Raw genomic sequence first — 22,166 nt, 5'->3', positions numbered from 1 at the left:
TCTGCGTATCCTTGCACTTAACTATGCCGGACGCGGGATACCAAATGAAATGGGCAAATGAATTTGGTATGACCGCGGGACTATCGGAGACGAGCCATGACGACCGACGTGACCATCAGTGACCGCGCCGCACGCCGGATTGGGGAGATCCTCAAGGGCGAAGGGTCGGGCGCGATGCTGCGCATCTCGGTCGAGGGCGGCGGCTGCTCCGGTTTCCAGTACAAGTTCGATATCGACCGTGCCCGCACCGACGACGATCTCGTGATCGAGCAGGACAATGCGGTGGTGCTGGTCGATTCCGCCTCCCAGCCGTTCCTTGCGGGTTCACAGGTCGACTTCGTCGACGACCTGATCGGCGCCTCGTTCCGCGTCAACAATCCCAACGCGACGGCGTCCTGCGGCTGCGGCACCAGCTTCTCGATCTAATCCGACTCAAAATCTGAAGAACAACCCCATGCACAGTAGCCGGCAAGCCGGCGCGACGTACTTGAGCCATCGGGCTGCTGTTGGGTCGGCAGAATTCGGGAGAGCGCGTCAATGGGCCGGAAGAACAAGGTTCCGCTTGCCGATCGCGTCGCCAGGGCGGCTGAAGCCGCGCTTGACGCCGAGCAGTTTGTGAGCGCCATCGACATCCTTGTCGGGATTGGCTGGCTTGACCCTGAAGCGGCGGAGCGTTGGCGCCGCGGGCAAGTCGAATGCCTGGAGGAAGTCGTCCGGATCGACGTGCCGCGAACCTCCGAAGCGCTGCGGCTCTTCCGGTCCTGGTCGACCGCGCAAGGATTGCTCGGCAGCCGGACGGAATATGTCGCACGCACGCCGCATCGCCAGACCCTGCGTTTCAGCCGTAGCGGAGATCCGGCGATCGAGGAGTCATATCGCACCCATTGGGTCTCACCTGCGCTTTCCGAAAAGAAGCGTGACGTCTGTCGGCGAAGCAAAGCCGAGCCCCGGAGTTGGTGGCTATCCGGCCATTGAACGCGGAGTGGACATGCCATCGGTGTGGCGGCACCGGCGACCTCCTGATGATGGACAGTCCCGGCCCGGCATGCCTGCGCTGCGTTGGCCTCGACGATCTCGAATTTCTGCCGGCGGGCGATGCCATGCTGACGCGACGCCTGAAGGCAAGGAGTCCCCGATATGCCGTCGTCGTGCGCTTCAGCAAGACCCGCGGCCGTTATGAACGGCAAGGCCTGCTGGTCGAGCCGAAGGCCCTGGCCGATGCGCGATGATGCCGGCAGAGCCTTCGTGCATCCCATAGGGCAAGCACGGCGAAGCAGTAGTGCCCATCTTCATCGGCCGTGGCGCGCCATTCGGAGACCTTCTGCGACGGCGTCGGCGCGAGCTCGCGACGGCGCTTTCACCGGTTCGTCAACGGCGTCCGAGACCTCGAGCCGTTGCTGCGCGGATTTCTGGTTGGCGACGTCTGCAAACGGCAACGACGTCGGCTTGGAACCGGGCGTGGGTCAACCGCATTAGCACCGTAGAGGAATCCAGTACTTAGAAGGCCTGCGATGCTGCACGCGCCACCAATCGCAGGGGCAGGATCGCCGTATGTCATCGTCATCGGCAATGAGAAGGGTGGCTCGGGGAAGACAACGATGGCCATGCATCTGGCCGTCGCACTTCTGAAAGGGGGCCACCGGGTCGGGACGATCGATCTCGATAGCAATCAGGGAGCTCTAACGCGCTACATTGAAAACCGGCGCATCTGGGCCTGGCATCGGCGGATCGAACTAGAACTGCCGTTGCACCGCTTGGTCCGGCGCGCCGAGGGCACGAACCTGGAGGACAACGAAGTCGAGGAACTCGCCGCCTTCGAGGCGGCTGTTTCCAATACCAAAAAGTCCGTCGATTTCGTCGTGATCGATACCCCCTCGACTGACACTTATCTGATGCGCCTTGCTCACTTGGTAGCCGATACGCTGGTGACGCCCGTCACTGATAGTTTTCTTGATTTCGGCACGCTGGCCTTGGTCGACCCCATCACGCATGAGATGACGGGAACTGGTCACTACGCTGAGATGGTGTGCGAAGCTCGCAGGTATCGGCGCCAGTTCGATCAATGCCAGACCGATTGGGTCGTCCTCCGTAATCGCTCGGCGCGCGGCCGACTGCCGTATCCCAACATTGCCGAACTCGGCATAAGGCTGGGGCTCAGAGATATTCAAGGCTGTGCCGAGCGCATCGTGTATCGCCAGCTTTTCCTCTCCGGCCTCACGGCCCTCGATGCGCTGGACGAAGCGACCCTCGGCACCAAACCAGGACAGTCACACCGTTTGGCCCAACAAGAGGTGCGCGATCTGATCGGCCTCCTGAACCTGCCGATCACTGAGCGTGTCCGCCGCAGGGCCGCCGCCCGAAAAGAGTGGTTTGCGTCGGCAGGCGCGCCACTCGACTTCGATGATGTGCTGGTTGATTGAGTTATCGTCCGGCGGGAATGTCTCAAAGCGCGAGCCGAAGCATGCCGTTCACGTGAGCGAGGTCGCACGCTTGCGTGACGCGACAATTGTGAGCCACCACGCGGCACTTAGCCGGCGGCGTGTTTGATCGCGGTTTCGAAGGTCTTTGCGTCGAAGGCCGGCATAGTTTGGATCCGCCCCAGACCGTGGGTCGAGTACCAGACCGAGAATGCGAGCATCGCCTCCGAATTCGGGGCTTCAACGATGTCGATGAAATCGTAGTAGCCCTGCGTGTAGTGGATCGATTCGATCTTGATGCCCAGCTTGTCGAGCTTTGCCTTGGCCTTGCCAATCCGCTCCGACTGCTTGCTTGCCCACTCCGGGCTCAGATTACCAAGCAGCACATATTTCATGGTCACCTCCACGTCATCTTGATCGCCCTGCGGGAAGGCCCCCACGATTATACGCCGTCCCGCGAACCGCGTACATGCCGTTCCCTGGCGGGGCGCTTATCGGAGCCGGGCCTGAGAGGAGATCGCCCGATGACGCGTGGTGCAAAATCGAAGGCTGGCCGCGCGTTGGTGACCGGATCGTGTCCCCGGCCACAACATCATGGCGCCACAACGAAAGAGTGGTGCCCATTTTCATCGGCCGCAGCGCGCCACTTCGGAATACGGGAACGAAAAGCCATCAGGGGGCTGCCCGTCTTTAGGCCGATTGGAACTCGGACTGGGACATATGGCACGAAAGCACCGGTCGGACGTTGAATTAGCAATCAACCAGAAGGGACCGGCGCTCTCGGCGGAAAACAGCCTCTCGGGCCATTCACCGATGCAGGAGACGGGCGTGATACAAATATTGCTTGGCGCGTTCCTGGTTGTCGGCGGCGTGCTGTACATCACGCTTCAGACAATCTGGGGAGGCCGACCAGGGGGTAGAAGGCCACATCGCGCCGGCCTACCCAGTGACCCGTTGGAACCTGACAGGCTCGCTGGCGGCTTTGGCATCAAATCGAATTGGCCCGGCCTCGCGATGATCGCGATTGGCGCCACGCTCTTGCTGGTCGCAGCAAGCAACCAAATTTGAAGCTAACCTCGGTTAACTGCTACGGAAGCCGAGTAAGCTCTACGGGTGCTCCGATCAGAACTTACGGTGACGGTGCATTCAGGCTCGGAAGCCTCAGTTAAGTGCGTTGTCACCGCGATCCAGAAAGTTCGAATCCGATCAGCGGCGCCATTCAGCACGTATCGGCGAACGCGCATGCCGTTGACGCGAGCCTGATGCGCGGGATGGAATCTGCGGCGGAGCGCTCTTGGGCATCTGGCGCGACAATCCGGCCGGTCAGAAACTCGAATGTGAGGTTGGGCGACAATGGCTGACGGAGATTCAGCCACGGCGCAGTCCATTCTTGAAGCGACGAAGATAGGCATCGCGCACCTCTAGCGCGCCCCGGTCACACGTTCGATCGTGGAGCCCGCTCTCCGGCGTGGCCCACCTTGCCAACTGCGCTGATGCGCACGAACACGTCGGCCCCATCCTCCGATCGAATGACGCCATAGCCACTTGGTCGGGTTAAACTACTTAGCGACGCGCGCCTTAGTCATCGAGCCTGCGTGAAGTTCGGTGCGTCTCATGCCTTGAGCCGACATCCCGGGAGATTTGCGTTGGACGACCGCGAATTCTTTACGAAACTCGCGAGCCTCGATCGGGGCATAGCGGATCGTTGGAAACGTGCGACGGGAGGAAGGCTCAGCGCGAGAGTTGGAGAGAAAGCGGTCGAAGCGATCGTTATTCCGGTTCTGCTAACCAAAAAGGTCACGGCAAGTCAGGCACAGGCTCTGGCAATGGTGTTCCACACCGAAGGATTGAACACCGAGGCCAGGATTTTTATGGTCACGGCCATCATCGCCGCCTACGACAATGATATTTTCTTCGCGGGCTCGGCGAAGCCGCTGATCACGCGCGACGACTTGCAACCAATCGACGCCGCGCTGGGAATGGCGAATGTCGGCAAGATCCATTTCACCAGTCCAGGAACAGGAATGACATACGCCCCTGATCTCTACAATGCGATCCGAGGGCTCATATACGCCGGAAAGATCCGGGTCTTCGAGGCAGACGCGGCACTGCTGCTCACGCGGCTCGGCAACTACCGCGGTGATCTCAATCGCATAGTTTTGTATAAGGGAGCGGCGCCTGCGGCTCGCGCCGAGATGATCGTGCATGAAGTCACGCACGCGATCCAAGATTGGCGGAACCTCGACTCCACGGTCAAGTTCATTGAAGCTGACGCATATATCGCGGGTGCCGTTGCCGCGCTCGGTGCGAATCCCGACTATAGCTTTTTGGAGTACAAGGCCGAGCAAACAGCGGCCAAAGAGTTGATCCTCGACGGAAGCGCCGCGCGAATGGATAGGGCCTGGACCGAAGCTTATGCCAATCTGGTGAAACGTATCGAAGCCACCCCCACTTATCGGGCCACCAGCAATCTCAAGTTCGGCGGAGCTGACAAGAAGGGGCGCGCTGACAAGGCGACGCTTTTCAAGGACGCCTTAGCTTACTTCAAAGCAGACAATATCTTCGCGGCGGCAGTTGACGACTTCTACCAAATGGGCAGCGACGCGTCGAAGTATGTGAAAAGGTTGCTCGCCCTCGGCGGGAAGTGAGGAACACGGCTTGCATCACGGCGCGGCCAATGTGCGCACAGCAATCACGAATCGGATTCCACCGGACAGCCGAGGACATCCCCCGGATGCCCAAATGCTGATCGCAGCACCCGCGCGGCGGGCGGCTCCTGCTCCGGTTGGAGGGGTGCATCGCTTGCTGCCATGTCATCCAGCGCACGCAGCAGGGCGGCGGCCAGGGCCGGTTTGCGCAAGGGCTTTGCCAGGAAGTCGGACATGCCCGCCTCGCGGCAGATCTGGACATCTTCCGGGAAAGCGTTGGCGGTCAGCGCGATGATCGGGAGTACAGCGAAGGCACCACCCGCGGCACGGATCGCCCTCGTGGCGGCAAGCCCGTCCATATCGGGCATGCGCACGTCCATCAGCACGACATCATAGTCGCCCTCGGAGACCGCCGCGACGGCCTCGACACCGTCAGTGACGACACGGAGCTCGACATCGAAGGCCCCTAACATCTTGCTCACGACCATGCGGTTGACCGCATCGTCCTCTGCGACCAGCACCTTCAACGGCCGATCGAGGCCGGCAATACGGCCCTTGAGCTCGTCGGCCTCGTCGCGACCGGATGCCTGGTCGGATGCCTGCGCCTGGCTCCAGGGCAGCACCAGCGTGAAACGGAAGGCCGAGCCCTCGCCCGGCGTCGAGGTGACGCCGATGGTGCCGCCCATCTGTTCGATGATGCGCCTGCTGATCGCAAGCCCGAGGCCAGTGCCGCCGAAGCGGCGGCTGATCGAGGCATCGGCCTGCGCGAAGTCGCTGAAAAGCTGGCCGAGCTTTTCGGGGGCGATACCGATGCCGCTGTCGGTGACCGTCCATTCGACGGTCGCCAGCAGGTCGCGGCGGGTCTGGCAGGTCGCAGAGATCGTCACCTCGCCTTCATCGGTGAACTTCACCGCGTTCGATGCGAGGTTGAGCAGCACCTGGCGGATGCGCGCGGCGTCACCGCGCAGCGTCGGCGGCAAGTTTGGATCGAGCTCGACCTTGATTGCCAATTCCTTGCTCTTGCTCTTGGCGCTCGCGCGCGCGACGTTTGCGACAGTCTCGACCAAGGTCTGCGGGGCGAAATCAATCGCCTCGAACTGAAAGCGTCCGGCCTCGAGCTTGGACAGGTCGAGGATGTCGTTGAGGATGCGCTGGAGGTTGTCGCCGGATTCGCGGATCGTGGTGACGGCCTCGCGCTGCTCCTGATCGAGCTTGGTTTCGAGCAGCATGCTGGCAAGCCCGAGCACACCATTCATGGGCGTGCGGATCTCGTGGCTCATCACCGCCAGGAAGTCCGACTTGGCGCGGCTCTCGGCCTCGGCCTTTTCCGCGCGCCAGCGCTCGGTCACGTCGCGCCCGAAGCCGCGATAGCCGAGGAATTGTCCCTCGCGGTCATAGGCGGGCTTGGCCGTCAGCGACCACAGCCGCGCCTCGCCGCCGGCGACGACCTTGAGGCTCATCTCGTGCAGCGGCTCGTTCTGCTCCATCAGACCAACGACGTTGTAGGCTGCGCTCTCGTCCTCGGGGCAGAGCATGTCGAGCACGTCGGCGAAATACGATCCCTTCAGCAGAGACAGCGGCACCTGCGCGACGTCGGCGAAGCGGTCGGGCACGTCGACCAGACGCCCTTCGGCATCGGTCTGCCACAGCCAGTCGCTGGCGTTCTCCTGAAAGTCCTTCAGCAGCAGCGAGATGATCTCGGTCTGCCGCTCGAGCTCGAGCTGGGCCTTGAGATTGCCGAGGAACAGATTGCCCTGCGAGACGATGTTGCGCGCCATGAAAAATGCGAACAGCAGCAGGAGCACCGCCGTCACCAGATAGGGCCCGGTGCCGCAGAGCAGCAGCGCGCCGGCGCAGGCGACCGTCATGGTGGCGAGATAGACGAGGCCGGCGCGCGGGAACGTCGACAGCATGAAAGCGCCGCCCGACATCATCCCGACCATCAGGCAGGCCAGGATCAGCTGGCTGGTCGGCTCGATGCGGCTGAACAGAGCGAGCGGCAGCGCGCCCCAGATCGCGGCGAGGAAGGCCGCCTGCCGCAGCATCTGCCGCGCGGCGCGGGGTGAGGCCTCCTGCGGCGGGTTCTGATGCGACCTCCGCCATGCGCGCACCGCGAGTGAGGCGGTGGTGGCGAGCGTCAGGCCCCAGATCGCGAGGAAGTCGTTCCAGCCCCGGCCCCAGAACAGGATCAGCACGATGGCGACGTTGAGCATCGTCACCGCCATCGTCACCGGGATCAGCTGCGTCACGGCGTCGATCTGCTTGGCGCGGATACGGCGGATCTCGCGCTCGCTGAGACCGGCGGTCAGGCCGTCCTCGATCTCGAAGCCGCCGAGCCAATACAGGAACGCGCCGATCAGGCCGGCACGCGGCTCAGTTCGCTTCATCGACTTGTCCGGCCATCCCATCCGAGGAACCTTTTGACGATCAATGGCCTGCCGCCTGCTTAAGCCGGGTTAATTTTGTGGGAGATTTTGCGGCATCCTTGACGGGCGCGTTTGCAGTTTGTTCTAACCATGGCCCCTGCCCGGAGCCCCGCCGTCATGACCATCAGAGTAGCCACCTGGAACGTAAACTCGGTCCGGCAGCGGATTGACCTGCTGCTGACGTGGCTGAAGGAGTGCCAGCCGGACATCGTCTGCCTCCAGGAAATCAAATGCGTCGACGAGGCCTTTCCGCGGCTGGAGATCGAGGCCCTCGGCTACAACGTGGTGACGCACGGCCAGAAGACCTTCAACGGCGTCGCCCTGCTCTCGAAGCTCCGCTTCGACGAGACCAAGTCGGGGCTCGCCGGCGACGACGAGGATGCTCACGCCCGCTTCCTCGAAGGGGTGGTGACGCTGAAGTCCGGCGTGCTGCGCATCGCCTGCCTCTATCTGCCCAACGGCAATCCGGTCGGGACGGACAAATATCCCTACAAGCTCAAATGGATGTCCCGGCTTCTTGATTATTCGAAGGAGCGCCTCAAGACCGAGGAGCCGCTGATCCTCGCAGGCGACTTCAACGTCATCCCGCATGCCCGCGACGTGCACAATCCGGCCGCCTGGACCGAGGACGCCCTGTTCAAGCCCGAGACGCGGGAGAGCTTTCAGTCCCTGCTCGGCCTCGGCCTGACCGACGCCTTGCGGGCCGTCACCGACGAGGGCGGGCTGTACACCTTCTGGGACTACCAGGCCGGCGCCTGGCAGAAGAACCAGGGTCTGCGGATCGACCATCTGCTGCTGTCGCCGCAGGCCAGCGACAAGCTCGCCAATGTCGGAATCGACAGCTATGTGCGCGGCTGGGAGAAGCCATCGGATCACGTCCCGGTGTGGGCGGATCTCGATCTGGAGGCTGCCTAGCCTACGCCGAACTGGTGGGCACGCTGCGCTTTGCCCACCTTACAGTGCCTGCGTTTAGCGCCTATTGCCGGCGCCCTGCACCCACTGCTCCAGCAATTGCAGGGCCATGGCGCGGTCGTCGTCGGAGGCCTTGGCGAAGGCGCGGTTGTAGCTTTCCTTGATCCAGGTCTCTTCCGTGCTGGCGCTGTCACGCGCCAGGGTCAGCCACATCAGGCCGCGGGCGGCCTGTCGCGGCAGACGGTCGCCGTTGAACAGCATCTGGCCAAGCAGCGCCTGCGCCTCGTGCTGGCCTTTCTGCGCGGCAAGACCGAGCCAGCGCGCGCCATAGCGGAAATCCTCACGCGAGGCGTCCGGGGTCTTCAGGTACAGCCGGGCGAGATCGTATTGCGCGTCGGCATTGCCGAAGTAGGACGCCGCATAGGAGAACATCTCCCGCGCCCGCTCTGGATCCGACTTGATCTTCGAGTTCGGGATGCCGCTGAGATAGTAACGGCCGAGCTCGACGAAGGCGTTGGCCACGATCTGTGCCTGCGGCGCAGACGGGCTGTCCTCGGCATGCGCGTTGGCGATCCGGCTGAAATACTCGAAGGCGCGCAGATCGTCCTGGGCGACGCCGTCGCCGTTGGCGTACATGCGGCCAAGCTTCCACTGCGCGATGGGGTGGCCACCCTCGGCGGCATATTGCAGCGCACTGAGCGAGGTCTCCTGAGGCACGGCCGCCGGCGCGATCTTGCCGCGCACGGTCGCCGCGGTCCCCGGCAGGGTGGTCACGACCGGGATGGCCGCGTCCTTCGGGTTGACCGGAGCGCCGTCGAAGGCAAGCGCCGGCGCGGCCAGCGCAGCGGCCCCCAACACAAACGCAACTATGGCACGCCTAGATGTCCGCATAGCACTGTTTCTCGTGCGCGCCGCCCGGATGGGTCACTGCCCCCCCGACCGCTGGTCCAACCTGCTGAGCATATTTCCAGAGCGCACCCGACGTGTGGTTAGTCGCGCGAGCGCTCCATTTGGTCTTGCGCTGGGCGAGCTCGGCGTCGCTCAATTTTACGTTAAGGGTACCGGCGACTGCGTCGATCTCGATGATGTCGCCGTCCTCGAGCAGCCCGATCGGGCCGCCAATGGCGGCTTCCGGCCCGACATGGCCGATACAGAAGCCGCGGGTGGCGCCGGAGAAGCGGCCGTCGGTGATGAGCGCGATCTTGCCGCCCATGCCCTGGCCGGTCAGCGCCGCGGTAGTCTGGAGCATTTCCCGCATGCCGGGGCCGCCCTTCGGCCCCTCGTAGCGGATCACGATGACTTCGCCTTCGCGGTAGGTGCGGTTCTGGACCGCCTCGAAAGCATCCTCCTCACGGTCGAAGCACCTGGCCGGACCGGTGAACCTGAGGTTGGACATTCCCGCGACTTTCACGATCGCACCTTCTGGCGCCAAATTGCCCTTCAGACCGACCACACCGCCTGTCACGGTGATGGGCTTGTCTGCCGGGTGCACCACGTCCTGGTGCGGATTCCACTTCACGCTCTTGAGGTTTTCGGCGATCGTGCGGCCCGTGACGGTAAGGCAATCACCGTGCAGGAAGCCGTTGTCGAGCAGCGTCTTCATCAGAAGCGGTATGCCACCTACTTCAAACATGTCTTTGGCGACATAACGGCCGCCCGGCTTCAAATCCGCGACATATGGTGTCTTTTTGAAGATTTCGGCGACGTCGAATAAGTCGAACTTGATGCCGCACTCATGCGCGATCGCCGGCAGGTGCAGCGCAGCATTGGTCGAGCCGCCGGAGGCTGCGACCACGGCAGCCGCATTCTCCAGTGCCTTGCGGGTGACGATGTCGCGCGGCCGGATGTTGGACGCGATCAAGTCCATGACCTTCTCGCCCGCGGTCATGCAGAAGGCGTCGCGGATTTCATACGGCGCCGGCGCACCAGCCGAGTAAGGCAGGGCAAGGCCAATCGCCTCGGAGACGGTCGCCATGGTGTTGGCGGTGAATTGCGCGCCGCAGGCGCCCGCCGAGGGGCACGCCACGCGCTCGATCTCGTCGAGGTCCTCGTCCGACATGGCACCGACCGAGTGCTTGCCGACGGCCTCGAACATGTCCTGCACGGTGACCTGCTGTCCGCGGAAAGTGCCGGGCAGGATCGAGCCGCCATAGATGAAGATCGAGGGCACGTTGAGACGAACCATCGCCATCATCATGCCGGGCAGCGACTTGTCGCAGCCGGCGAGCCCGACCAGGGCGTCATAGGCATGGCCGCGAACGGTGAGCTCGACCGAGTCGGCGATGCATTCGCGCGACGGCAGCGAGGAGCGCATGCCGTCATGCCCCATGGCGATGCCGTCGGTCACGGTGATGGTGCAGAATTCGCGCGGGGTGCCGCCGGCCGACGCCACGCCCTTCTTCACCGCCTGGGCCTGGCGCATCAGCGCGATGTTGCAGGGAGCGGCCTCGTTCCAGCAGGAGGCGACGCCGACAAAGGGCTGGTGGATCTGCTCGGTGGTCAGACCCATGGCATAAAAATAAGACCGGTGAGGCGCGCGCGCAGGGCCTTCCGTCACGTGACGGCTCGGCAGCCTCTGCTTGTCAATCTTCGCGCCCATCGCAAACCAGTTTCCCCGGTCAACCCTTTCAGACCCGAAAAATCAGAGCCAAGATTTGAATCGACCTTGGGATTTCCGTGACGTCGAGGACCGCCGCTGCCCTTAAAACATGTGAGCGATTTTATTCATGTTTGGGTGTGGCCAAAAAGCGGCGGTGATGCGAACCGCCGGTGATGACGGTTAAATCGGAACCGAGTGTTGCGTAGACGGCACAATCGTTACCGGGAAGACACGGGGCACCTTACTTTGATACCTCACGAAGATGACGTTCCACAACCTTTGATTTCACAATGCGAGGGGCGCGCCCGGCTTCGCGCTTACTGACGAGAGGCACGCAAGTGAGTCGGCACCTCTGCCGCACTCTCGTGTCCCGGACGCGCCGCAACGCCTCTTGGCGTTGCTGCGCAGAGCCGGGACCCAGGAGCGGCCCGGCGCGCTGCAAGAATGGGCCCCGGCTCTGCAGTGCACCGCTGAAGAAGCGCCCCGCTGCGTTCGGGGCACGGGAGCGGAGAGTGGCCGCGCGCTTTCTCCTGCTCGTCATTGCGAGCGAAGCGACTTGTCCGCCGAAGCCTTGGCAAAGGCGGAAGCAATCCAGAATCCTTCCGCGGAGGGATTCTGGATTGCTTCGTCGCAAGGGCTCCTCGCAATGACGGCGTTTGAGGCGTCAGCTTGCTTCTCCAAGTGACGCTGTCATTCCCCGCGAAGGCGGGGAATCCAGTACGCCGCGGCCTCTCGGTTCTATCGCTGGCGCCACTGGAATACTGGATCGCCCGGTTGAACCGGGCGATGACACCACGTGTGTAACTGCAGATCGCTCAGGCCGACATTGCGCCCTTCCGCCCGAACGGATCGATCAGGCGGACGATCTCGCAGACGGCGACGAGGCCGGCCAGCCAGACGGCGCTGGTCAGCCCAATGCGCAAGACGATGGCGAGGGTGAAAGCGCCCTCTCCGCCGAGGACCGGCGTCGCGGCAAGCAGCGCGAGCTCGTAAGTCCCGTAGGCGGCGGCGAGCGCGACCATCATCATCGGCGGCGTGCGGCCCTGCGGCAGCATGCGGAGGACGGCCGACGCCGCGGCGGTCGACACAAGCGCAGCCGCGCCGATGACGAGGCCCCAGGCGATCGTGCTGCCGTCGATGGGATAATGCAGCGCGCTGAAACCGATGGTCTGGTTGACCAGCCAGGCGCCGGTGACGACGAGCAGCGCCGGGCGCAGCGGCAGCATCGCCGCGGCAACGACCGCGAAGGCCGCAAACGGCGTCGCACAGGCAAATGCGAAGCTTGCACGCGCGCATGATGCGGTCAGCAGCGCAAAGCAGAACATCGGCGCAAGGCGCGGCGCGACCGGGTGAATCCGGCAGCCGTCGCCGCGAGACGGCAGGATGCCGCGAGTCATGATGCTAAGAGTCATGATGCTAAGAGGCATGAGTGATTTCCTTCTTCGAATTCCAGTCCATTTGAGGGCGTGCGACGGCCCTGGCGAGGTGAAAGCCTTGATCAGAACGTAGCGCCGGCCTTGAGCAGATAGGTGCGGCCGGGCAGCGGATAGGCGCTGAAACGGCCGTCCGTGAAGGTGCTGGCGATGGCATAGTCGTAGTAAAGTGCATTCAGCACATTGTTGACGCTGAGCGACCAGAAATAGCGCTCATACTGACCGCTGAGCTTGAGGTCGATCGTGCCATTGGCCGGGATCGGCTTCTGGGTGCCCGCCTGGTCGTTGTCCATGCGCCGTTCGCTCCAGAAGCGCGCGGTGGCATCGAGCACCAGATAATTCTGCCGGATGTTCCAGGTGACACCCGCACTCGCCGTGTAGCGCGACACCAGCGGCACGTCATTGCCGGCCCAGACGCCTTCGCGGAAGACGGCGCGGGTATAAGCCATGCCGGAGCGCAGCAGCAGGGCCTCGTTGACGCGATAGGACAGGCTGGTCTCCGAGCCGTAGCGCCGGGTCGGATCGAGATTGGTGTTGTAGAACCGGACCGGGTTGAAATGGACCTCATTAGTGAGGTCCATCAGATAGAGGCTGCTCTGCAGCTGCAGCCCCCCGCCCTTGATGCGCAGACCGCCCTCGATGTCGTGCGAGGTCTGGGTCTTGAGCTGGAACGTTTGCGGGATCGCCGCGAAGGTCAGGGGATCGAAGGAAGGCCCCGAGGACAGGCGCTCGTCGACGTCAGGCGTGCGGAACGCGCGCGCGGCGCGGCCGAACAGCGAGACCGTGTCATTGAGGCGATGTTCGGCCCCGAGATGCAGCGCATATTGGGTCTCGTCGCTCGTCAGCGGTAGCGCGCCGATGTCGGCGTTGAACGGCGCCGCCGCGTCGAAATTGTCGCGTGCCTCAAGACGGACATTCTGCACACGTGCGCCGTAGGAGACATCGGTCGTGGGCAGCACCCCCAATGTGTGCTGGACATAACCCGCGACCGTCTGCTGCCTGAGGTCGTAATTGTGCCAAGCGGCGAGCCCCTGCCCCGCGCCGCGGTTCTGCTGAAAGCTCGCATCGTAATAGTCGATGCCGGTCAGGAGCTGCGATGGCATGCCGAGCAGCAGGCTCTTCACACTGAGCCGCGGCGTGATCGACCATGTCGTCAGATTGGAATCGACATAAGTCGACGTGAAGAAGGTCGGAACCGGCGTCGGGCTGGAGAAGAACGCACTCTGCTGCTTCTTGTCGCGCACACCGCCGTCGACGATGAGATCGACGCCGTTGACCAGGGTCTTGGCGAAGCCGGCTGTCGCGCCAAAGCCCTGCTGGTTGGCGTGGTTGAACGGCGTGCTGGTCCCTCGGCGGTTGCTCTTGAGCTCATCGAGGCCGATGGAGGGATCGACGGTGCGGCCGCCCGGCAGTCGCAACTCCTGATTGTCGCCGGTGACGGTAAGAAAAGCGGTCAGGCCTGATGTGGTGTAGTTGAGATTGCCGACGCCGTTCTCCTGGGAATAGCGATTGTTGTCGCGATAGCCGTCGGTCCTGACGGCATTACCGTAGAACGAGGTCGACCACGGACCGGAATTGAGCGAGGTCGAGACGTTGCCGAGCTTGGTGTTGAACGAGCCGAAGCCGGCTTCGATGCGCGCCGTCACGGGCGGTCCGCCGATTCCGGTCTTGGTGACGATGTTGATGACGCCGCCGACCGCGTTGTCGCCGTAGAGCACCGCTCCGGAATTTCCGCGCGTGACCTCGATACGCTCGATCGAATGGAGCGGGATGGTGGAGAGGTCCACCTGCGCCATGTCGACGTCGTTGAGCCGCCGGCCGTTGACCAGCACCAGCGTGTTGGCGGTGGCAAAGGCGCCGAAGCCACGCAGGTCCACGCTGGTCTTGGCGCCGATCTGGCCGCCATAGAACGTCGTGATCTGGGCCCCCGGGGTCTGCGCGGCGATGATCTCGGCAAGCGTCTGCGACGGCGAATGCGCGATATCCGCGGCCGTGATGACGGTCGTGGCGGTCCCGATGATGCCGCTGTTGGCGGCAACAGCTTCCGAGCCGGATGAGCCGGTGCCATCGCCTGCCGGCGCGAGATTCACAGTTCGCCGCGGCCTCGTCGCGTCGCCCTCACCGATCGCTCTGGCCCGCGTGCGGTTCTGATCGTCGGGCTTGCTCACTTCGATCGGCGGCAACTGCTCGGCAAGAGCCTGCTGGGCGGAGGCGGAGGATAGATCGAGCGAGTGGAGTGAGACAGACGCGAACAGGCCAGCGCGGAGGCGCCGGACGGCAGAGACGAAACGGGACAATGTTGTAACCTCGGTATGACGTCAGTGGCACGTCACAGCGAACGAGGTTTCACGGCGGAGCAATGAACCGCTCCGGTGAAGCCAATGTCTGTACTCCCCGACCGACATCTTCGCGTGTGACCACGGCTGACGGCAGGTCTCCTGGCTCGCGGGTCATTACCTTGCGTCGCCTTCCCAGGACCGAGATTCCCAGTGGCACAGGACGAAAGATTCACCGCTTACAGTTGCGGGGGCAGCCGTGGCGTTGAGACAAATCCCGGCGTTGGGACCTCCCGCACCACATTCCCTTTTGATCTCCATGGGGAGAACCGTCGCGATCATTTACGTGTCGTTCCACCGGAGAGTCAATCGAGTGGTCGATCGATGTCGGCGCCGCGAGCCGGCATCGACGCACCGGCCAATGCAAGTCCACGAAACGGGTGCCGGCCGCTCAGGTTCGCCCTCGCAAACGTTGGGCCTGCGCCCAGGCGACAGCGACATCGCGTGGCGGAACATCGACGCGCTTGATCGGGGTCAATTCGCCGGAGGCCGAGACGATCGCGGTTTCCTCGCGCCGGCAGCGCGTGCAGACAAAACGGACCTCATGCGGGGATGCCGACCAGTTCGACCGCTTCACATTGGCCGCCATCGGCCAGGCATCGCAATGCGAGCACGACACCAGAAATCGACCTGGATCGAGCATACCCATTTCCATCGGACTCCGCGTCCTGCCGCCTCCTTCAATGATTAATCCAAGTGAATCGTTCCGGTGCCCAAGCACCGTCAGTTCCGCCCGATCAGCCGGCGACCTCGGGCTCGCGTTCCCGCCGCCGCAGGCGTCGGGATCTCAGCGCGCGCCCTTGAGGGTGCAGGAGGTCGAGCAGGTGACGGTGGTGCCGTGATCGCATGCTTTGCAGGCGTTGACGCACTGGTTCATGTCGCGGGGGTTGTAGCTGTAGTTCCGCAGCGCGCAGACCGGCGTCGAGCCGGTGATGTCCTGCTCCTGGTCGCAGGCCGCCGTCATGAGCGCGATGATGATCACGGCAACGAGGCGCATGGAATCGCCCTGTCAGGCATGGCAAATGGCACTCACGAGGCACGTTGCATTGCAGCGAGCCCCGGCCTTCCCACCGCTGGCATCGCCGATCAGCGACGCCCGCATGCCTAAGGATGCGCGTCAAATCTTAAGAACGGATTGCTGCCGGCCTCAGGCCGCAGCCTTGGTCGCGATCGCCTGCCGCATGTCCACCGCCAGCTGACGGTACTGCTCCGAAAGCTTCAGATAGAACTCGCGCTTGGTGCTGTCGGTGGCGAGCTTGGCGATCAGCTCGCATTCGGCGGTGAGTGTCTCGAACCGTTCCAGCCTATCCTGAAGTTCTGGCATCGGCGTGTCCCCATCAGACGCCTCAAGGACATCCAACCTAAGCCCGGGAAATAGGTCACGGCGAACATCGTTATCGAGCAGAAGCAATTTTTCCGGTGCGGCAGCCTATTTGCTGTCGAGGCGCCAGGCGCCGTCCCATCCCTCGCCCGGCGGGCTCGCCTCGAACTGCGCGACGCGCCCGAGCATCGTGAGCGAGGGGCCGTCGCCGGGGACGGCTTCGAGCGCCGCGTTGAAGGCAGCACGCGCCGCATCGAAGCGCCGGGCGCGATAGGCGGCGAGCGCTTCGACATAGTGCATACGCAAGCTGTCCTGCGCATCGGTGAGTGCGCCCGCCCTCGCCATCACCTCGAAGATCGCCTGCGGCGCGGTCTGGCCGGCGACGGCCAGACGATCGATCTCGCGCAGCTCGAGCCGCGATCCGATCGCTTCGGCGGTGGCCTGTGAGATCAGGATGCGGGTGCCATAGACCTTGTTGACGGCTTCCAGCCGCGAGGCCAGGTTCACGGCATCGCCCATCACGGTGAAGCTCATCATCAGTTCGGAGCCGATGCTGCCGGTCAGCACCTCGCCGGTGGCAATGCCGATCCGCAAGTCGCACGGCGCGGGCATGGCGCGGATGCCGAGCAGGTCGGGCAGCTGGCGCTGCAGCGCGGGGACCTGGTCGGCCATCTCGATCGCCGCGATGCCGGCAAGGAGCGCCTGCTCGTCATCCTCGATGAAGGGCGGGCCCCAATAGGACATGATGGCATCGCCGATATACTTGTCGATGATGCCGCGATTGCTCCTGATGGGGGCGGACATCACCGTGAAATAGTGGTTCATCACCTTGACGAGGCCGCGCGGCGTCATGCCCTCGCTCATCGAGGTGAAGCCGCTCATGTCGCAGAACATGATGGTCATGACCCGGCGCTCGCCGTCGATCGCGACCTCCGGCCGGTCGATCAGCCCCTGCACCACCTTGGGATCGATGTAGCGGCCAAAGGTTTCGCGGATGCGCTCGTTGTGCCTGAGCTGCTCGGTCATGCGGTTGAAGGCCGCGGCGAGCTCGCCGATCTCGTCCTGAGTGGAGACGGTGATGGTCTTGTCGAAGCGGCCGGCCTCGACCTCGCGGGTGCCGGCGAGCAGCAGCCGCACCGGGCGCGTGATGCCGCTGGACACCAGAAGGGCAAAGACAAAGCCGACGATCGCCGCGAGCAACGTCACGACGCCCGAAACGACGATCGCCTGATGCTGGCGGCTGATCACCTGCGAGGTCGAGAAGAACACCTGCGTCAGCATGTCGGCGCGGATTGCATCGACCTTCCGGTTGAACTGATCGCGCAGCACGTCGATGTGTTCCAGCGTGCCGCGGGCCTCCGCCATCTGCTTGGCATCGACCTGCTTGAGCAGCCTTGCATGGTCCTCGTTGAGATCGCGCCGCAGCTCGGTGACGGCGGTCTCGATGCGGATATCGATCCGCCCCAGCGCGGCATTGTCGGAATAGGTTCTGGGGTCGTCGATGATCGCGTTGACGAGGGTACGCGCGGCCTCGGCCTCCTCCTCGATCTTGCGGTCCGATTCCTCGAAGTCGCGAAGGCGCGCCGCATAGGCCTCCTCGTCCGACGGGGCCTCCATCCTGGTCATGACCATCCGCCGCAGCGCCAGCCCCCGCTCCAGCGAGCGGATGTTGGCGCGGGCCAGATGGCTATAGGCCGGAATGTAGCGGTTGGTCAGCTCGTCGAGCAGGACACCGACCTGGCTCGACATCACCATCGACAGGATCGAGGTGACCAGCATCAGGACGATCAATCCGAGGGCGATGCCGACGATCTTGCGCCGGATCGACTGGTTGAAAATCGGCATAGGTACGGGAGCAAAGGCTGAAAGGACGGAACTAGGGAACTCAATACACCTGATTTGGCCGCCGGAACACGTGCATCTGTGCCTCCGTGACGCCGGGAGCCGTTTGGCGCGGCGCGCGGGCCCAATACGTTAACAAAAGATTAAAGAATTGCCTGTGCCGACACTTGGTGAGTTCCCGAGTTCCAATCCGGATTTTGCCGCATTGTTGCGACAGCGTGAGGAATGCGAGACGATACCGTGGCATCGTTTGGTGTCGTCTTTGATTCTCAAGCCGCATGTCGTCGCGGACCTTGGTTTGTAGTGGTTTCGCAGGGGGACCATCGAATGAACCAGTGCCTACGCTCGCTCGCGTGTGTCGTTGCCGTTTCCGCATTGGCCCTCCTCCCCACCGAGCTGGCGGCCAAGAGCAGCCACAAATCATCCGCGCCGAAGAAGTCGCATGAGGCGAAAGCCGGCAAGCCGCGTCATGCGGCGGCCAAGTCCTCGGCAAAATCGCGCCACGGCAAGCATGCCGAGGCCAAGCGCAGGTCGAAGAAGACCGACGACTTGCCTGCGGACAGGCCGGCCGCACCGGCGCTGACCGGCGACCTCGCCGCGCTGAAGGACGCGATCGACCTCGCGCGCAAGGGCAAGAGCGATGACGCGAGCGCGGCGCGCGACCGCATCATCGATCCCGCCGGACAGAAGCTCGCGGACTGGTTCATGCTGCGCCATTCCGAGAGCACCGCGAATTTCAAGCGCTACGCCGCCTTCCTCACGGCCAATCCGGACTGGCCGAGCCGCGCGCTGCTGCGCCGCCGTGCCGAGGCGCGGCTGTGGCAGGAGAAGAGCGACGCCGCCATTGTGCACAAATTCACGATGGATCGTCCGACCAGCGCCAAGGGCAAGTTCGCGCTCGCCCGCGTGCTGCTCGCCGAAGGCGACACCGACCGGGCCACGCGGCTGGTGCGCGAGGCCTGGCGCACGGATGAATTGTCCGAGCGCAGCGAGGAGGATTCCTACGAGGCGTTCCGCGATCTCCTCACCGCGGACGATCATCGCGCCCGCATGGACAAGCGGATCGGCGCCAAGGACTACGCCGGCGCGCGGCGCGCCGCAAAACGGCTCGGCGAGGACGCGCTTGCGATCGTCAAGGCCTGCGCCGCCGTGACCGGCAAGGCCAGCAAGGCCAAGGATTATCTCGAGGATGTGCCGAGCGAAGCGCGCCGCGATCTCGGCTATGTGCTGTGCCGCGCGCAATGGCACCTGCAGAAGGACCGCATCGACGACGCCGCCGAGGTGATCCTGGCCGCAGCGCCCGAGACCATGGCGGCGCAGGATACCGATGCCTGGTGGCGCGAGCGCCGCCTGCTCGCCCGCAAGCTGCTCGACCAGGGCAAGTCCAGGACCGCCTATGACGTGGTGCGCACAGCCGCGGTGCCGGAGAAGGAAGTCTATCGCGTCGACTATCATTTCATGTGCGGCTGGATCGCGCTGCGCTTTCTGAACGATCCCAAGACGGCGATGGCGCACTTCGCCGCCGTCGACGAAGGCTCGGCCAATCCGATCGCGCTATCGCGCGCCCATTACTGGCGCGGCCGCGCCGCCGAGGCGATGGGCGCGACTGCCGATGCGCGCATGAGCTATCGGGCGGCATCGCGCTATCCGACGGCCTATTACGGCCAGCTGGCGCGTGCAAGGCTTGGCCTCGACCGCATCGAGTTGCGTCCGCCCTCGCCCGTCTTGGCCGCCGCCGAGACGCCGCCCGCGGACGAGCGCGTGCGCGCCGCCGACATGCTCTACGGCATCGGCGAGCGCGACGTGGTGTTCTATTACGCCGAGGACTTTGCCAAGGAGAGCACTGATATTACAGCGCTTGAAGCGCTCGGCGAGCTCGCCGGCCAGCGCAACGATGCGCGCGTCATGCTGGAGGTCGGCAAGACGGCGCTGGCGCGCGGACTCGCGCTCGACCATTACGCCTTCCCCACCATCGGCATCCCCGAACACAAGCAGGTCGCGCCGGCGATCGAGACCAGCGTGATCTATTCGGTGGCGCGCACCGAGAGTTCGTTCGACCAGCGCGACAAGTCGGCCGCCAATGCCGTCGGCCTCATGCAGGTGACGCCGGAAGCCGGGCGCGATACCGCAAAACGCTTCGGCTTGACCTACGACTGGGACAAGATGGTCTCCGATCCCGTCTACAACACCCAGATGGGCGCGGCCGAGCTCAGCGCGCTGCTGTCGGAATATCGCGGCAACCAGATCATGACCTTCGCCGGCTACAATGCCGGCCGCGGCCGCGTGCGCGAATGGGTGCAGGCGCGCGGCGATCCCAGGGATCCCAAGGTCGATCCGGTCGACTGGGTCGAGCGCATCCCGCTGTCGGAGACGCGCAACTACGTCCAGCGCGTGATGGAGAACGTGCTGGTCTACCGCGCAAGGCTCGAGGGCAGCGGCATGGTCGCCGGCAAGAGCGATCAGCGCGTCGTCACGCACGAGGCCGGAGCAACGGCACCCGTGGCGGCCGCAGCGCCCGCTCCCTAGTCGACGCCGCCGGGGCTGGACACCGGCGCCTGCAAGGTTGCGTCGCTGCGGCTTCCACGCGAGTGCAGTCGCGCAGCTAGATGTCACCTCCTTCCATCGTGATCAGATCGCGACCTTCCAAGGATGCGCCGGTCAAAGCTCTTGCGAAGATCCAAGCGTGCATCGTGCAGCTCCAGCACCAGACCGCCCCCAGGACCGCCATCGTCTCGATCATGTTGCGAGCGGCAAGCTCGACGTTCGCGGCGGCCGGCTCTGTGCGCCCAGGCATCGACCATTGCGTGAAGAACGTGACGAGTTCGCCGCGCCGGTAGCAATCGTAGTCACAGAAACGGCGCTGTGTGCGCGCATGCCGGACATAGCCGGAGCGGAGCGACCGCGAGCAGGTGCTGCACGTGGCCGCGCGCAACGGGGGCTCGTGATTGACCACCACGAATTTCATGACGCCGCCCTCACGCCATCTGTCGCGAGCGCCTCGCAGAACAGCGCGTAGCACTGATAGTCGCAGTAAGGCAGACGGGTCGCGATCTCGCGGAGATAGCCGCCGCTGATCGGCTCACAGCACTGCATGCACCAGGTGTGCCGGAACGGGGTCCGGTCGTTCACGAGCACGAAGGCGAATCTCATGTGGCACCTCCCAAGGCGAAGCAGTAAACGCTGTCCAACGGAGACAGTGCGGGTGGTGGAGCGCAAAGATGGTTTCGGCCGTCCGGATTATCCCTGTTTCGCTCCACCTTCTGGGGTGGGATCAGAATGTATCTCCCGTCCTCCCGGCGCCGAGCATAGATCTGGCCGTCGACGTATTTGATGTCGGTCGGATAGCAGTCAGCGCTGTTGCAGCAACTGAGGCTCGGATTGTCCGGCATGTGCCAGGTCGAATAGAATTTCTCGTGCAGCGCCTGGTCCTGGGGTGGATGCTGGCGATGAACGGCACCTTGTCCAGTCTCCTGTGCCTGGACCGCAGCGGAGCCGAGGAGGACTAGCGAGCACAAGAGCTTGCATGAGCGCTTCAACGCACGGGCTCCCGGGTCAGACCTTCGGAACGATGTCAGTTCTCTAATTCGGCCTCAGGCAACCTGTACCCGGAACAACCACCGGCGGTCGCGTTCGCGACGGGTACGGAAGCGATCGACACACCTCTTGGAGCAGAGCGCGGTGCGCCAGGAATAGTAGCGGATCAGACCGAACTTGCCGCCGCACACCGCACAGCCATTGACTGAAGGGCAACGTTCGGACTGGGATAGGCCACGCTCAGGAAGTACTGATGTATCGCACATTGTTATCTCCCTCTGTCGCTTGATTGCTTGCGCTTTGCCAGTTCGTTCGCTTCGACCTCATGCGGGTCGTGCATTGTCGCGGCGGCGGCTGCATCTCGAGAATTGCGGCGGTTTGCCCCCGGTCGTTGCCTGTCGGTCAAACATCTCGGCCGCAAGCTTCAGACCGGTTCTCGTGCGCTCGCTGCGATCGGCTGGTCGACACTCCCGATTGGTCATGAGGCTAGTTCGCCGGGCACGAGATGCTCAATTGTACGGAGGTAAATGGCCGATATGATTAGGCATGGAGGCCCTATACCTAGGTTTGTCCCGTACTCGCTCAGGGCTCCCCCGGCTCATGTTCAACGAGACGGCGCACCATGCTCCGGATGCACGGTCACCGTGAAGATCCCGCCGGCATGGCGTACTCGGTGCGCCGCAATGGACAGCGCAGCG

At 63.8% G+C, this 22,166-nt stretch carries 20 protein-coding genes and 1 riboswitch; of the genes, 8 read left to right on the top strand and 12 right to left on the bottom strand.

The window, feature by feature from the left end; translation table 11 throughout:
* Positions 1–96 precede the first annotated feature (96 nt).
* From erpA to XH84_RS28265, 4 genes are all read left to right on the top strand, one after another.
* Positions 97–426: an iron-sulfur cluster insertion protein ErpA gene (gene erpA / locus XH84_RS28275; protein ID WP_128919415.1), complete on the top strand. Its 330-nt coding sequence runs from the start codon at positions 97–99 to the stop codon at positions 424–426.
* 111 nt (positions 427–537) lie between these two features.
* On the top strand, positions 538–975 hold the full coding sequence (locus tag XH84_RS41010) for a hypothetical protein (RefSeq protein ID WP_245471879.1): 438 nt from the start codon (positions 538–540) through the stop codon (positions 973–975).
* Positions 976–1,022: 47 nt separating this feature from the next.
* The gene (locus XH84_RS41005; RefSeq protein ID WP_245471878.1) at positions 1,023–1,229 is read left to right on the top strand and encodes a hypothetical protein; all 207 of its coding nucleotides are present in this window, start codon (positions 1,023–1,025) and stop codon (positions 1,227–1,229) included.
* 282 nt (positions 1,230–1,511) lie between these two features.
* Complete coding sequence (locus XH84_RS28265) at positions 1,512–2,420, top strand: division plane positioning ATPase MipZ (RefSeq protein WP_128919414.1); 909 nt, start codon at positions 1,512–1,514, stop codon at positions 2,418–2,420.
* Positions 2,421–2,527: 107 nt separating this feature from the next.
* On the opposite strand, the gene XH84_RS28260 is transcribed toward XH84_RS28265, so the two are convergent.
* Positions 2,528–2,812 (bottom strand): GYD domain-containing protein, encoded by a 285-nt coding sequence (locus XH84_RS28260; protein WP_128919413.1) that lies wholly within the window; start codon positions 2,810–2,812, stop codon positions 2,528–2,530.
* Between the two features lie 325 nt (positions 2,813–3,137).
* Between XH84_RS28260 and XH84_RS28255 the strand changes: the two genes are divergently transcribed.
* Together XH84_RS28255 and XH84_RS28250 are read left to right on the top strand one after the other, a co-directional pair.
* Positions 3,138–3,485, top strand: a complete 348-nt coding sequence (locus tag XH84_RS28255) for a hypothetical protein (RefSeq protein WP_245471877.1) — start codon at positions 3,138–3,140, stop codon at positions 3,483–3,485.
* Between the two features lie 578 nt (positions 3,486–4,063).
* Positions 4,064–5,065, top strand: a complete 1,002-nt coding sequence (locus XH84_RS28250) for a hypothetical protein (protein ID WP_128919412.1) — start codon at positions 4,064–4,066, stop codon at positions 5,063–5,065.
* Between the two features lie 44 nt (positions 5,066–5,109).
* On the opposite strand, the gene XH84_RS28245 is transcribed toward XH84_RS28250, so the two are convergent.
* Entirely contained in the window at positions 5,110–7,473 is a 2,364-nt protein-coding gene (locus XH84_RS28245) for a hybrid sensor histidine kinase/response regulator (RefSeq protein WP_245471876.1), read from the bottom strand.
* 135 nt (positions 7,474–7,608) lie between these two features.
* Here XH84_RS28245 and xth point away from each other — a divergent pair, with 135 nt between their 5' ends.
* On the top strand, positions 7,609–8,406 hold the full coding sequence (gene xth, locus XH84_RS28240; RefSeq protein ID WP_128919411.1) for an exodeoxyribonuclease III: 798 nt from the start codon (positions 7,609–7,611) through the stop codon (positions 8,404–8,406).
* Positions 8,407–8,460: 54 nt separating this feature from the next.
* Here xth and XH84_RS28235 read toward each other — a convergent pair whose 3' ends face one another.
* From XH84_RS28235 to XH84_RS28205, 8 genes are all read right to left on the bottom strand, one after another.
* Positions 8,461–9,294: a tetratricopeptide repeat protein gene (locus XH84_RS28235; RefSeq protein WP_128919410.1), complete on the bottom strand. Its 834-nt coding sequence runs from the start codon at positions 9,292–9,294 to the stop codon at positions 8,461–8,463.
* On the bottom strand, positions 9,281–11,002 hold the full coding sequence (gene ilvD, locus XH84_RS28230) for a dihydroxy-acid dehydratase (RefSeq protein WP_128919409.1): 1,722 nt from the start codon (positions 11,000–11,002) through the stop codon (positions 9,281–9,283). The genes XH84_RS28235 and ilvD overlap by 14 nt, the downstream gene beginning before the upstream one ends.
* A gap of 815 nt (positions 11,003–11,817) precedes the next feature.
* Complete coding sequence (locus XH84_RS28225; protein ID WP_128919499.1) at positions 11,818–12,399, bottom strand: hypothetical protein; 582 nt, start codon at positions 12,397–12,399, stop codon at positions 11,818–11,820.
* A gap of 101 nt (positions 12,400–12,500) precedes the next feature.
* Entirely contained in the window at positions 12,501–14,732 is a 2,232-nt protein-coding gene (locus XH84_RS28220) for a TonB-dependent receptor (protein WP_128919408.1), read from the bottom strand.
* A 114-nt stretch (positions 14,733–14,846) separates the two neighbouring features.
* A riboswitch (cobalamin riboswitch) is annotated at positions 14,847–15,060 on the bottom strand.
* 102 nt (positions 15,061–15,162) lie between these two features.
* On the bottom strand, positions 15,163–15,414 hold the full coding sequence (locus tag XH84_RS28215; protein ID WP_245471875.1) for a hypothetical protein: 252 nt from the start codon (positions 15,412–15,414) through the stop codon (positions 15,163–15,165).
* Positions 15,415–15,558: 144 nt separating this feature from the next.
* Positions 15,559–15,768 (bottom strand): hypothetical protein, encoded by a 210-nt coding sequence (locus XH84_RS28210; protein ID WP_128919407.1) that lies wholly within the window; start codon positions 15,766–15,768, stop codon positions 15,559–15,561.
* Between the two features lie 150 nt (positions 15,769–15,918).
* Positions 15,919–16,095 (bottom strand): hypothetical protein, encoded by a 177-nt coding sequence (locus tag XH84_RS40070; RefSeq protein ID WP_164936251.1) that lies wholly within the window; start codon positions 16,093–16,095, stop codon positions 15,919–15,921.
* A gap of 105 nt (positions 16,096–16,200) precedes the next feature.
* The gene (locus XH84_RS28205; RefSeq protein WP_128919406.1) at positions 16,201–17,937 is read right to left on the bottom strand and encodes an adenylate/guanylate cyclase domain-containing protein; all 1,737 of its coding nucleotides are present in this window, start codon (positions 17,935–17,937) and stop codon (positions 16,201–16,203) included.
* A gap of 324 nt (positions 17,938–18,261) precedes the next feature.
* Here XH84_RS28205 and XH84_RS28200 point away from each other — a divergent pair, with 324 nt between their 5' ends.
* Complete coding sequence (locus tag XH84_RS28200; protein WP_128919405.1) at positions 18,262–20,460, top strand: lytic transglycosylase domain-containing protein; 2,199 nt, start codon at positions 18,262–18,264, stop codon at positions 20,458–20,460.
* Positions 20,461–20,536: 76 nt separating this feature from the next.
* On the opposite strand, the gene XH84_RS28195 is transcribed toward XH84_RS28200, so the two are convergent.
* Positions 20,537–20,899 (bottom strand): hypothetical protein, encoded by a 363-nt coding sequence (locus XH84_RS28195; protein ID WP_128919404.1) that lies wholly within the window; start codon positions 20,897–20,899, stop codon positions 20,537–20,539.
* The gene (locus XH84_RS28190; RefSeq protein ID WP_128919403.1) at positions 20,896–21,084 is read right to left on the bottom strand and encodes a hypothetical protein; all 189 of its coding nucleotides are present in this window, start codon (positions 21,082–21,084) and stop codon (positions 20,896–20,898) included. The genes XH84_RS28195 and XH84_RS28190 overlap by 4 nt, the downstream gene beginning before the upstream one ends.
* Positions 21,085–22,166: the final 1,082 nt, after the last annotated feature.

The organism is Bradyrhizobium nanningense, assembly GCF_004114535.1.
Taxonomy (GTDB): Bacteria; Pseudomonadota; Alphaproteobacteria; order Rhizobiales; family Xanthobacteraceae; genus Bradyrhizobium; species Bradyrhizobium nanningense.
This window is presented reverse-complemented; position numbering and strand designations above follow the sequence as displayed.